This window comes from Larkinella rosea, from assembly GCF_003858635.1.
Lineage (GTDB): Bacteria > Bacteroidota > Bacteroidia > Cytophagales > Spirosomataceae > Larkinella > Larkinella rosea.
The window spans coordinates 51,757-65,447 of the sequence record NZ_RQJO01000017.1 but is presented as its reverse complement, the minus strand read 5'-3'; the positions used below and the strand labels follow the sequence as shown (position 1 = coordinate 65,447).

Sequence of the window (13,691 nt, the reverse complement as noted above, 5' to 3'; positions counted from 1 at the left end):
CGATTTTCTAAAACCTTAAACCAACATTTCATCATGAGCACAAATAGTTTCCCCAAGCTCCACAACGCCACCTGGCCGGGTGTGGTGGGAAAAGGTCCAGATTCTGAACCGCTGATTCCGATCGATACCATGCTGGAACTGACGGCGGCTGCGGAAGTAGACGGTGTGAAGTTCGACGGCGTCGATGTCGGTCTGTTCGATCCCAGCATCGACATCAATGACCCGAAAGAAGGGGCTAAGAAATTGGCCGATAAAGTGGCCGCCCACGGGTTAGTCATCGGTTCGCTGGTGGCTCCGATCTGGGGCGGACCGGTTCTGGGTAGTAAGGAAGACCGGGCGGTTTTTGTCGACATGGTTCGGAAAGCCTGTCAATACGGTCAATACCTGAAAGAAATCGGCATTCGGACGTACGGTGTCATTCGCATCGACTCGGCCAGTTCCCCCGAAACCTGGGCGAAAGATCCGGCGGGCAACACCAAACTGATTGCTGAAACCTTCCGCGAAGCCTGCGATGTAGCCGCTGAATACGGCGAAAAACTGGCCGCTGAAGGCGAAATCTGCTGGGGTGGTATGCACAGTTGGAAAACGATGATCGATACGCTGGCGGCTGTCGACCGTCCGAACATGGGCTTCCAGGCCGATATGTCGCACACCTTGCTGTACATGCTGGGTTACAACAGCCCCGAAGACCGCATTCTGCCCGCCGACTTCGACTGGAGCGACCGCGCTGCACTGGAAGAAGGCCTGAAAAAAATGACGGCAGCCCTGCGCCCCTGGACCATCGATTTCCACGTGGCTCAGAATGACGGAACCGTTCACGGAACCGGCTCGCACGACAAAACCGGTCGCCACTGCCTGGCCACCGACCCGAACGGTAAACTCGATATTGCCAAAGATGCGGGCTACTGGCTCCGCGATGAAAACGGCAACCTCACCAAAGCCTTCAAACACATTTGCTGGGATGGCTGTATGTTCCCGAACGAGGTCATGTATAAACAGCAAACCTGGAACGACATCCTGGCAGCCCTCATCAAAGTCCGCGACCAGCACGGATGGAGTGAATAGTATACAGTTTTTAACGTACCCACGGACTTGAGTCCGTGTTCTTTCTTCAGGGCTAAGTCATGGTCAATATGGAAAACACGGACTAAAGTCCATGGGTACGCCGAAAACCGTATATCGAAAACTGTAAACCTTAACTTAAAAAATGGCAGCTAAAAAAGAACTCCGAATTGGATTGATCGGGACCGGTTTTATGGGCCGGACGCACTCCAATGGTTATAATCGCGTACCCAATTTTTTCCCTGACCTGGAATACACGCCGGTTTTGAAGGCGGTTTGCTCGCGCAACGCCGAGAAAGTACAGGCGTTTGCCGATCAATGGGGCTACGAATCCATCGAAACCGACTGGAAAGCCCTCGTAGCCCGGGACGACATCGACGCCGTTGATATCTGCACGCCCAACGATACCCATGCCGAGATCGCCATTGCCGCAGCGGCCGCCGGGAAAATGATTCTCTGCGAAAAACCGCTCTCCCGCAACCTGGCCGAAGGCGAGAAAATGGTGGAAGCCGTCAACAAAGCCGGTGTGGCCAACACGGTTTGGTACAACTACCGCCGTCTGCCCGCCGTTTCACTGGCGAAGCAGATCGTCGCTTCCGGCAAACTGGGCCGGATTTTCCACTACCGCGCCAACTTCCTGCAGGACTGGACCATTAACGCCGACGTTCCGCAGGGCGGTACCGGCACCTGGCGGATGGACCTCGAGGCTGCTGGTTCGGGCGTAACGGGTGATTTGCTGGCTCACTGTATTGATACAGCCATGTGGATCAACGGTGGCATCACGGATGTATCGGCGGTTACCGAAACCTTTGTGAAAGAGCGGATGCACGCCCTGACCGGCAAAGTGCAACCCGTTGGGATTGATGACGCCTGTATTTTCCACTGCCATTTTGAAAACGGCTCATTGGGTCTGTTCGAATCGACCCGCTACGCGCGTGGCCACAAAGCGCTTTATACGCTCGAAATCAACGGCGAACACGCATCGATCCGCTGGGATCTGCACGATCTGAACCGACTGGAATACTTCGATCATTCCGACGAATCCATTGTCCGCGGCTGGCGTTCGATTCACGTCACGGATGGCGATCAACCCTACATGGACAAATGGTGGGTGCCGGGTCTGGGTATCGGCTACGAACACGGTTTTGTCCATCAGGTGGCCGATTTCCTGAAAAGTCTGGAAACCGGTGAGCCCTGCTCGCCCACGTTCAAGGATGCGCTGGAAACCCAGAAAGTGTGCGAAGCCGTCATCGAATCCGCCAAATCGAAAAGCTGGAAAGACACCGGCGTCGAGTGGACGGAGAAATAGTTTTAGGTAATTACCAGCCCACGGTCTGAACCGTGGTTTCGGGGACAGAATCATATTTGATTTTATCAAAACCGTTTTAACGGTTTCCGAGCCCCGGAAACCGTTAAAACGGTTTTGATTTAGCCAATATTTATTCTTTGTTCCCACGGTTCGAACCGTGCGTGGGCTGATAATTCTCCCAACCCATTGTGTTTTCATCAATAATGAATCCGGATTACATTCTGACCGTTCATGGATTAACCAAATCGTTTTCGGGCGTAAAGGCGCTCGATCAGGTTCAGTTGAACCTCCGTAAAGGGGAAGTTCACGCGCTCATGGGTGAAAACGGCGCCGGGAAATCCACGTTCATGAAGATTCTGATCGGTCTTCATACACCCGATTCGGGGGAGATTTTCTTTGAAGGAAGCGAATTGAAGGCCAGTCACGTCAGTGAAATGCTAAAGAAAGGCATTTCCATGATTCACCAGGAAATCCTGATTGTTCCCGAGCTGACCGTAGCGCAGAATATCTTTCTGGGCCGGGAAACCAACGGCGGTTTATTCGGCTGGATCGATGAAAAAAAGCTGAATCAGCAGGCTGCGGTTTTGCTGGAACAAATGGGCGTCAGCATTTCGCCAACGGCCAAAATGAAGTATCTGAGCGTGGCCGAAATGCAGATGGTGGAAATTGCCAAAGCCCTTTCCAACGACGCCCGGGTCATTATCATGGATGAGCCGACTTCCGCGCTGTCCGACAAAGAAGTCGCCACGCTGTTCAGCATTATCAAAGATTTGAAGCAGAAAGGCGTCGCGATCATTTACATTTCCCACAAAATGGACGAAATATTTGAAATCTCCGACACCATTACGGTCTTGCGGGATGGCAAATACATCGACACCAGACCGGCCGCCGACCTGACGATCAATTCGCTGATTCAGCTGATGGTGGGCCGGGAAATTGACAGCCTATTTCCGGAACCGACCGGTCACAAAGGTGCTGAGATTCTGTCAGTTAAAAACCTGAGCCGGGCGGGGAAATTCTCCGATATCACTTTTGAAGTGCATGCCGGGGAAGTGCTCGGCATTGCCGGTTTGATGGGTGCGGGTCGGACGGAAATCGCCCGTGCCATTTTTGGACTGGATGCCGTCGACAGCGGTGAGATTTACCTGAAAGGAAAACAACTTATTATCAAGACTCCACAGGATGCAATTCGTCAGGGAATTGGTTATGTTAGCGAGGATCGGAAGGGTCTGGGGTTTATTCCCGGCCTGTCGGTGAAGCACAACATTACCCTGTCGAGCCTGCCGAACCACGCCCGCGGGCTGTTTATTCAGGACAAAAGCGAAGCGGCTACGGCGACCAAGATGATCGCGGACCTGCGCATAAAAACCGCCGGTATGGATCAGAAAGTGATGTATCTGAGCGGGGGAAACCAGCAGAAAGTAGTGATTGGTAAAGTCCTGCTGGCGTCGCCTGATCTCGTGATACTCGACGAGCCGACGCGGGGAATCGATGTGGGTGCCAAGTTTGAAATATATAAATTAATAAACCGGTTGGTTTCCGACGGCATTGCCGTGATCATGATTTCGTCTGAATTACCCGAAATTCTGGGGATGAGCGATCGGATTCTGGTGCTGTCGCAGGGAAAACAAACCGCCTTACTGAGTAAAGCAGAAGCCACGCAGGAAACAATTATGAGTTATGCGGTACATTGATCATTTCGTTGACTAACCCGGATGGAAAACCTTTTAAAAACCGACCGTAATTCAACCCAGAAACCGTATAAAACACGCATCAGAGGCATCGGTAGATACGGTATTTTTATCGCATTCATGCTGATTTGCCTCGTTCTTTCGGTTGTTACGCCCAAGTTTCTGACGGTCTCAAATTTACTGATTGTCGTTACGCAGGTATCGATCAATGCATTACTGGCTTTTGGGGTAACGTTTGTTATTATTACGGGCGGCATCGACCTTTCCATTGGCTCCATTGTTGCCGTAACCAGTGTGGTCGCTGCGATGTTCGCCCACCCGGATTCCTATCCCGTCATTGTTCCCATCCTTGCGGGTTTAGCCGCTGGTTTATTGCTCGGCGCTTTTAACGGTTTAGTCATTACCAAAAGCAAAGTTCCACCGTTTATTGTCACGCTGGGCACGATGACCATTGGCCGTGGACTGGCTTTAATTCTCAGTAAAGGACGTCCCATTTCGAATTTATCCGATTCGTTTAATTTCATCGGCGGAGGGCAATTAGCGGGTATTCCTACTCCAATTATCATCCTGATTGTGCTGTTTATCGTCTGTTCGGTCGTTCTTAAAAAAACCGTATTGGGCCGGTATATGTACGCGGTGGGCGGCAACGAACCGGCTGCCAGAGCTTCCGGTATTCAGTTGAACAAGGTCAAAATGGTCGTTTACACGCTCTGCGGTGGGCTGGCCGCGCTGGCCGGAATCTTGCTAACGTCCAGAATTACAACCGGTCAACCCAACGCCGGAGTTGGTTTTGAGCTGGACGCGATTGCCGCTGCCATTATCGGCGGAACCAGTACGACCGGTGGAACCGGAACCATGACCGGAACGCTCATCGGCGCGTTGCTGATTGGCGTCATCAGCAACGGTCTGGATTTGATGAACGTCACGTCCTATTACCAGCAGGTTGTGATGGGAATTATCATCATCGGTGCCGTTGTGCTGGATAGTTTAAATCAAACTAAGAATTGATTCTCTATTCCCCTTAACCTCAAAAATGAAACGTATTTATTTCAGTTCTTTCAGTGCCATCTTCCTTCTTTCCGTTTTTCTAAGCGGTTGTAACCAGTCTACTTCGAGCGAAAAAAGTGGCGAAAGCGAAGGCAAAAAACTGACGGTTGGCGTTACGATGCTCAGCATGCAGAACGAATTTATTGTCAATGTCAGCGACGAGATCGAGAAGAAAGCGAAGGAATTGGGTGTCGAGCTGATTACCGTCGATGCGGAGCGTTCGGCCCTGAAGCAAATCGAGCAGGTGGAGAGTTTTATTGCGCAGAAAGTCGACGTCATCATCATGAATCCCTGCGAAGTAGAAGCCAGTTCACCGGCCGTTACAAAAGCGTTGGCAGCTAAAATTCCCATCATCAATGTAAACTCTGAAACCACCGCCAAACCGTCGGCTTTCATCGGTTCAGATGATGTGGAATCAGGCCGGATTGCGATGAAATTTATCGCCGAAAAGCTGGGCGGCAAAGGCAACGTCGTGATGATGCACGGGTACATGGGGCAAGCCGCCCAGATCAAACGTGAACAGGGCGCGCGGGAGGTGCTGAAACAATATCCAAACCTGAAACTGCTCGCTCACCAGACCGGCGAATGGGACCGGGCCAAAGGCATGGCGCTGATGGAAAACTGGATTCAGTCGTACGGCGCCGACATCAATGCGGTTTTTGCCCAGAACGACGAAATGGGCATGGGTGCCGTCAAGGCATTGACCGACGCGGGCCTGAAAAATAAAGTAATCGTGGTCAGCATCGATGCCATTCCGGATGCGTTGCAGGCCGTTCAGAAGGGCACGCTCGACGCGACGGTTTTCCAGAACGCCGAGCAACAGGGGGCCAAGTCCATCGAAACCGCCGTCAAAATTGCCAAGGGCGAAGCATTCGACAAAGAAATACTGATCCCGTTTCAGTTGGTAACGAAGGACAATTTGGCTAAATTTATGAAATAATATCACTATCAGGATGAATCATATCAGGTTCTGATTCGTTATTTTATGAAATTGCCTTACCTGTTCCAGAATGGCAATGCCCCACATCCTCTTTTAAATTTCCTGAATTTCGACTTTTTATTGAATTAAGATTGTTTTCATATGCTGAAGTGGTCCTTTTATTTGATCTGTGTTCTTGCGGGCAGTTTATTTACCCTACAAGCCTGTAACACGGGTTCAGGCAGTCGGGTTGAGGAGGAGAAACTGCCGGATGTTGTCAGCTACAATTTTGACATCCGTCCGATTCTGTCGGATAAATGCCTGGCTTGCCACGGTCCGGATGCCAATAAGCGGGAAGCAGGATTGCGGCTCGACATTGCCGAAAATGCTTTTAAAGCCTTGCAGGAAAACCCGACGGCCCACGCGCTGGTGGCGGGAAAACCGGAATTGTCGGAAGCTTATTTGCGAATCAGTACGCAGGATACGTCGTTGTTAATGCCTCCGCCTTCGTCCAATCTAAAACTGACTTCTCATCAAATTAAACTGATTGAGAAATGGATAAAACAGGGCGCCAAATACGAGAAACACTGGGCGTTTGTTGCTCCGAAAAAACCGGCTCTTCCGGAAGTTGATAAAAAGGAATGGCCCAAAAATGAGATCGATTATTTCGTCCTGCATAAACAGGAACAGAAAGGTTTATCGCCCAATGAAGAAGCGGATAAAGAGCGGTTATTGAAACGGTTAAGTCTGGACCTGACCGGCTTACCGCCGTCGTTGCCGCTGATGGATCAGTTTCTGGCCGACAATAGTGCAAACGCCTACGAAAAAGCCGTCGATCAATTGTTGAAAAATCCGGCCTACGGAGAGAAGATGGCCTTGCACTGGCTGGACCTTGCCCGCTACGCCGATTCGCATGGGTATCAGGATGATGGCTACCGGACGCAGTGGCCCTGGCGTGATTGGGTGATCCACGCGTTCAACAAAAACATGCACTACAATGATTTCGTGACCTGGCAATTGGCGGGTGATTTGCTGCCCAATTCGACCAAGGAACAATTGCTGGCGACCGGTTTTAACCGCAATCATAAAATCACGGAAGAAGGAGGTGTTATTCCGGAAGAATACCGGATTGGTTACGTCACCGACCGGACGGATTTATTCGGGAAAGGGTTACTGGGCGTTACGATGGAATGCGCGCATTGCCACGACCATAAATACGATCCGTTTTCGCAGAAAGAGTACTATCAACTCTTTGCTTTTTTCAATAATGTGAAAGAAGTCGGGATTGAATCGGTGATTGGTGGACCGGAAACCTACGCCAAAAAACCGCTGATGGAAATCAGCGATGCGGAGGTCAAAAACATTTTAACGTTTGTCAATAAACCGGATACGAATCGATTAATTGTGTCGATCATGGGCGATCTGGAACCGGACACCTCGCGTAAAACCTACATTCTGAAGCGGGGCGTTTACGATGCGCCGGGGGATGAAGTAACTCCCGGAACGCCTTCGTCCATTCTGCCTTTCAACAAAAATTACCCCAAAAACCGCCTGGGATTGTCGCAGTGGCTATTTGACAAAAAGAATCCGCTAACCGCCCGGGTCTATGTCAACCTGTTGTGGCAGGAATTTTTCGGAAAAGGGATCGTGAAAACCTCCGGCGATTTTGGGATGCAGGGCGATTTGCCCACCAATCCGGAACTGCTGGACTGGCTGGCGGTCGATTTCATGGACCACAACTGGGACATCAAACGACTGGTGAAACAGATGGTGACGTCGGCCACGTATCGTCAGTCGGCGGTGATTACGCCGGAAAAACTGAAAGTTGATCCGGACAATATTTACCTGGCGCGCGGCCCACGGTACCGCATTGCGGCCGAGTTCGTCAAGGATCTGGTACTATCGAGCAGTGGTTTGCTGAACCGAACCATCGGCGGCCCCAGCGTCAAACCGTACCAACCGCCGGGATTGTGGGAAGGCGCCACTTCGGGCCGGGGTCTGCTCTCGACTTATGTGCAGGATCACGGTGCCAAACTGTACCGGCGCGGGATGTACACCCTCATCAAACGCACGGTTCCGCCCCCGTCGATGGCGATTTTCGACGCCAGCAACCGGGATTTGTGCGAGGTTAAACGCCTGAAAACCAATACGCCTTTGCAGGCACTGGTGATGATGAACGACCCGACGGTTCTGGAAGCGTCACGCGTTCTGGCGGCCAATTTACTACAGGAAAAAAGCGAAGAAAAGGACAAGATCAGCAAAGCATTCCGATTGATTGTGGGGCGCAAACCGCGCGAAAAGGAAATTGATATGCTGACGGCCTATTATGAAAAAGAGCTGAAGGAAATTAAAAAACCGGTGGCGGAAAAATCGCTGGCCGTGGGTGAATACCCGATTCCGGCGCAAATCGATCGCTTGAAACTGGCCGCCCTGATGCGCGTCGTTTCGACGATTTACAACCTGGAAGAAACGATCACGAAAACCTAACGTACCACGGACTGCCCGTCCGTGAGTTCATCTTCGAAATTAACCCAAGGAAAAGTAAGCCAAAAAACACGGATTCAAGTCCGTGGATACGTCATAAAATGGAAAAGGAAATCTTAGAACACGGCTTCAATTTTAACCGGCGTCGCTTTCTGTCCCGACTGAGTCTGGGGCTGGGGAGCGCAGCTTTAGGATCGCTGATGATCCCGGATCTGTTTGGTGGAAACAACGCCGATGATGATAGCTTACCACCTGGTATTCCGCACTTTGCGCCCAAGGCCAAGCGTGTGATCTATCTGTTCCAGAACGGCGCTCCTTCGCAGCAGGAACTGTTCGATTACAAACCCAAACTGCGGGAAATGTTGGGGCAGGAAATCCCGCCCTCCGTGCGCGGTACGCAGCGGTTAACCGGCATGACGGCCAATCAGGCGTCGTTTCCGCTGGTGGGTTCGTTTGTCAATTTTAAACAATACGGCCAGTCGCGGGCGTGGGTGAGTGATTTGTTTCCCTACACGGCCAAAATTGTGGATGACCTCTGCATCGTGAAATCGATGTTTACCGAAGCCATTAACCACGACCCGGCCCTGACATTTCTGCAAACCGGTTCGCAGCAGGGAAACCGCCCGAGCATGGGTTCGTGGCTGAGTTACGGCCTGGGAAATGAGAATAAAAACCTGCCGAATTTTACGGTTTTGCTGTCGCGCGGAATCGGAAACGGGCAGGGCGTGTATTCCAAACTGTGGTCGAACGGGTTTCTGGATTCCATTCACCAGGGCGTGCAGTTCAGCAAGGGCGAAGACCCGGTTTTGTACCTCCGCGACCCGGAAGGCATGGACCGCCACGCGCGCCGGGATATGCTCGACAACCTGGCGCAACTGAACGACATGGCGTATCAGGAGTTTGGCGATCCGGAAATCACGGCCAAAGTGAAGCAATACGAAATGGCCTACCGGATGCAGACGGCGGTTCCGGAAGTGATGGACCTGTCGAAAGAATCAGACGATATTATCAAACTCTACGGCCCGGATTGTCTGGTACCGGGCACCTATGCAGCCAACTGCCTGCTGGCGAGGAAGTTATCCGAAAACGGCGTTCGTTTTGTGCAGCTGTACCACCAGGGCTGGGATCAGCACGGCAACCTGCCTTTCGAAATTGCCAGACAAGCGAAAGATGTCGATCAGGCATCGGCGGCCCTGGTGACTGACCTGAAGCAACGCGGTTTGCTCGATGAAACGCTCGTGATCTGGGGCGGTGAATTTGGCCGGACCAGCTATACGCAGGGTAAACTGACCGCCGACAACTACGGTCGTGACCACCATCCCCGCTGCTTCACCATCTGGATGGCCGGTGGCGGTATTAAACCGGGTATGGTCTACGGCGAAACCGACGAGCTGGGTTACAACATTGCGCAAAATCCGGTGCACGTCCACGATTTTCAGGCGACGATTTTGCACCAGATGGGCCTGAATCACGAAAAACTGATTTTCAAACACCTCGGACGCCGGTATCGATTGACGGACGTTTCCGGAAAAGTTATTAATGACCTGATTGCCTAAACCCACTGGATTGCTTTTGTGATGACTAAAAAGGTCAAGAGTCTGGCCGAGCAGGCGTTGTTTGCTTCTGGCATTTTTATACTGTTTCTGTTGGTTTTTGAAAGTAAAATTGTGGTGCCGACCTGGGTCCAACCCCTCGGGCGAATGCACCCGCTTATTCTCCATTTTCCCATTGTTATCCTGTTGCTGGCGATGGCAATGGAGCTTTTTCGCTTCAATCCTTCGTATGCGGCAAATGCATTTTACCGCGGTTTTCTGTCTAATCTGCTACTCGTCGGTGCGTTGTCGGCCGCAATAACCGTCGTGATGGGCCTGTTTCTGTCCAAAGAAGACGGATATTCCGGCGACGTTTTGCAGTGGCACAAGTGGACGGGGATTGGGCTTTTCTACCTTTCCTGTTTCATTTACTGGAGCCGGAACAAAGAGTGGTACAAGGCACCGGTGGCCCGATCCGGAGCGGTTTTAGCGGTTTTATTCCTGATTGTTGCGGGTCATTACGGCGCGGTGATTACGCACGGCGACAACTTCATTACCGGCCCAATCATCAAACAGGGGAAAGTTGAACCGGTTGCGATCGATCAGGCGCTGGTGTTTAACGACGTGATCAAGCCGATTTTCGAACAGAAATGCGTCAGTTGCCACAATCCGGAAAAATTGAAGGGCCAATTGAATCTGGCGGAGGTGGAAGCCATTCTGAAAGGCGGAAAATCCGGCAAGTTATTCAAGGCTGACAGTGCGAATCCCGGTTTGTTGTTCGAACGGATTCACATGCCGATGGAGGACAAAAAACACATGCCGCCGACGGGCAAAACGCAGCTGACAACGGACGAATTAACGCTCCTGACGCTGTGGGCAAAAAGCCGCCCCGACTTCAACAAAAAGGTGCTGGACCTCCCTCCCTCCGATTCGCTACGTCGCATCGCTGCCTCGTTGTTTAAACCCGCCGATCATGTGGAAGTGGAGTATGATTTTTCAGCAGCTGATGAAGAAACCGTCCAGAAATTAAACAATGACTACCGCACGATTGCGCCACTGGCCAAAGAATCGCCGGCCCTGGCGGTTAACCTTTACAATCGAAGCACGTATTCTGTCGACAAATTGCAGGAATTAAGTGAGATTAAAAAGCAGGTTGTTTCGCTGAATCTGAACAAATTACCGGTCAAAGATGCGGATTTAAAAGCAATTAGCCAGTTTGAAAACCTGCAAAAACTGGATCTGAATTTCACCGATATTTCCGGAAAAACCTTAAACGATCTGGCTGCTTTAAAACAATTGAAAAGCCTGACGCTGTCGGGAACTAAGGTGACTTACGCCGAATTGCAGAAGCAGCTCGGGGAATTGAAAAGCCTGAAAACGGTAGCGCTGTGGGATACGCCCGTGACCAGTTCGGAGATTCAGCAACTGCAAAAGGCGAACAAAAACATCACGTTTATTGCCGGTTTTAAAGACGACGGCAAAAATCCGCTCACGCTGAATCCGCCGGAAGTCAAAAACCCTTCCGTGGTCTTTGCGCAATCGATGCCGCTGCTGCTGCGCCACCCGATCAAAGGCGTGCAGATTCGGTACACCACCGACGGTACGGAGCCCGATAGCGTTCATTCACCGGTTTTCGACAACAAAACCGTCCTGACCGATATGACCACCATTAAGGCCAAGGCCTACAAGGATGGCTGGTACGGCAGCAGTCTGGCGACCTTCGATTTTTACAAATGTGCCTACACGCCCGACAGTGTCAACCTGTTGCTGCCGCTGAACCGGGTTCACCAGGCCGAAGGTGCCAAATCGCTTTTTGATCACAAACTTGGCACATTCAACGCCAACAGCCCGGCCTGGGCCAACAACTGGACGGGCGTTCGCAACAACGACATGGTGCTGATGGCCGAATTCAAAAAACCGGTCAACGTTTCGTCCGTCGCCCTGCGCATCATGGTGGAAGAAGCCACGGGTATTTTCCCGCCGGGCTCCGTCGAAGTCTGGGGGGGCGACAGCCGCGAACAGCTAAAACTGCTCTCGACAACAAAACCGCCGATGCCCGTCAAAGGGGAAGAACACTCCCTGAAAAACGTGACCTGCACCTTCAAACCGCAGACCGTGGCCTACCTGAAAATCGTGGCCAAACCGTGCACCCTCCCCGAATGGCACGGCGGTAAGGGCAAACCGGGGCTGGTGCTGGTGGATGAGATGTTTATTAATTGATTCACTCCACTTCCGCCAGATCCGTCGAAGCCGCAATCAACGGCAGCGTAATGGCAAACTGGCCGTTTTCTTCGGTGATCACCGGAGCGGGTTGGCGGAGTTTCTGGTAATGCGTTGCAATGGTGGCCAGGCCCACGCCGTTGGAAAAGACACGGGTGGTTTTGCGTTGCAGGTTGTTACGCACGGTGAGTTGCCCGGTTCCGTCGCTGCGGATTTCAATCGACAGCGGTCGGCGGGAGGAGATGACGTTGTGTTTGACGGCATTTTCGACCAGCAACTGGAGCGTCAGGGGTGGCAGCAACTGCGCCAGATCGTCGGCATTTACCTGAAGATTGACGGTCAGGCCGTCGCCGTGGCGGGTTTTTAACAGGTGAAAATACGACTGGATAAAGTCGAGTTCGTTCGCCAGCGTGGTCAGAGGCTGCTCGTTGGCGCGCAGTAAATACCGGTAAACAATGCTCAGCTGATCGACAAACCGGCCCGCCCGCTGCGGATCGTCGTCGATCAGCGACGACAGCGAATTGAGGCTGTTGAACAGAAAATGCGGATTGACCTGCGCCTGCATCGCCCGGAGCTGCACATCGGCTTTTTCCTTTTCAAGCCGTTCCTGCACTAATTCAGCTTCCAGCCGTTCCTGCACCAATTTGGCTTCCAGTTGTGTTTGCTCCACGGCCTGAGCCACCGCAATCTGACGTTGACGTAACACCAGCGCCAGTGAGAAACACATCAGTTCGAGGATCAAGCCACCGCCCAGAATCTGTTTCGCCAGGTTGATGCCCGATTCGGTCGTTGGCGTCGGATAAAAGGGGCCAATGTAATTGCCCAGCGAGTTGGTTTCGTGCAACAACAAAAGAAAACTACCCGCCATAAAAAACCACCCAACCGCATTCTGACGCCGGGCAGCCACCCAGATGCCCAAGAGGCAGTTTCCTATCAGCAATATCCAGTAACAAGTCGAAATAACGAAACTGAGCGAGGTAGCCTGCCACGCCTTGTTGGTGTAAAGCAACAGGGCAACGTCCGTCAGCGGATAAAGAATGGCGATCAACTGGCTGCAGCGAAACCAGCGTCGCAATCCGGGATGGCGGTTTTCAACCTTGAACAGCCGATACACCAGCTCCAGGTACGCAAGCTGCGCCAGGCCATGCACCGTCGAATGGATTGTCATGTAATCAGCCGTTGTCAGGGTCTCGTTGGAGAGGAACAACCGCTGGAGTAGTGAGTAAGCAAACCAGATGAACGTCTGCAGGGTAAACAGGCCGTAAATCCAGTCACGGGAAAAACTCCACTGAAACGCGTTCAGCAGGAAAATCGCCCCCACCGAACCAACGTAAAGAAACAAAACTGCATCACCACCCATACAAAACTAAGAGGGGCCCTTACCCGGCCATCACGAAGATACACATTTCTGTTTAAAGGTCAGCAGG

General features: G+C 51.9%; 9 protein-coding genes. 8 read left to right on the top strand and 1 reads right to left on the bottom strand.

Annotation, left to right across the window (positions count from 1 at the left end; genetic code table 11):
* The first annotated feature begins 33 nt into the window (after positions 1 to 33).
* The 8 genes from EHT25_RS31560 to EHT25_RS31525 all read left to right on the top strand — a co-directional run bounded on the left by EHT25_RS31560 (position 34) and on the right by EHT25_RS31525 (position 12,264).
* Entirely contained in the window at positions 34 to 1,065 is a 1,032-nt protein-coding gene (locus EHT25_RS31560; protein WP_124879452.1) for a sugar phosphate isomerase/epimerase family protein, read from the top strand.
* A gap of 142 nt (positions 1,066 to 1,207) precedes the next feature.
* Complete coding sequence (locus tag EHT25_RS31555; RefSeq protein WP_124879451.1) at positions 1,208 to 2,371, top strand: Gfo/Idh/MocA family protein; 1,164 nt, start codon at positions 1,208 to 1,210, stop codon at positions 2,369 to 2,371.
* A gap of 203 nt (positions 2,372 to 2,574) precedes the next feature.
* A complete protein-coding gene (locus EHT25_RS31550) occupies positions 2,575 to 4,065 on the top strand; it encodes a sugar ABC transporter ATP-binding protein (RefSeq protein ID WP_185731563.1) in 1,491 nt (496 codons plus the stop codon).
* Positions 4,066 to 4,182: 117 nt separating this feature from the next.
* Complete coding sequence (locus EHT25_RS31545; RefSeq protein WP_374756177.1) at positions 4,183 to 5,070, top strand: ABC transporter permease; 888 nt, start codon at positions 4,183 to 4,185, stop codon at positions 5,068 to 5,070.
* Between the two features lie 25 nt (positions 5,071 to 5,095).
* Positions 5,096 to 6,049 (top strand): sugar ABC transporter substrate-binding protein, encoded by a 954-nt coding sequence (locus tag EHT25_RS31540; protein WP_124879449.1) that lies wholly within the window; start codon positions 5,096 to 5,098, stop codon positions 6,047 to 6,049.
* Between the two features lie 141 nt (positions 6,050 to 6,190).
* Complete coding sequence (locus EHT25_RS31535; RefSeq protein WP_124879448.1) at positions 6,191 to 8,515, top strand: PSD1 and planctomycete cytochrome C domain-containing protein; 2,325 nt, start codon at positions 6,191 to 6,193, stop codon at positions 8,513 to 8,515.
* A 98-nt stretch (positions 8,516 to 8,613) separates the two neighbouring features.
* Positions 8,614 to 10,068: a DUF1501 domain-containing protein gene (locus EHT25_RS31530; RefSeq protein ID WP_124879447.1), complete on the top strand. Its 1,455-nt coding sequence runs from the start codon at positions 8,614 to 8,616 to the stop codon at positions 10,066 to 10,068.
* Between the two features lie 21 nt (positions 10,069 to 10,089).
* Complete coding sequence (locus tag EHT25_RS31525) at positions 10,090 to 12,264, top strand: c-type cytochrome domain-containing protein (protein WP_124879446.1); 2,175 nt, start codon at positions 10,090 to 10,092, stop codon at positions 12,262 to 12,264.
* A gap of 1 nt (position 12,265) precedes the next feature.
* Here EHT25_RS31525 and EHT25_RS31520 read toward each other — a convergent pair whose 3' ends face one another.
* Positions 12,266 to 13,624 (bottom strand): sensor histidine kinase, encoded by a 1,359-nt coding sequence (locus tag EHT25_RS31520; RefSeq protein ID WP_124879445.1) that lies wholly within the window; start codon positions 13,622 to 13,624, stop codon positions 12,266 to 12,268.
* Positions 13,625 to 13,691 lie beyond the last annotated feature (67 nt).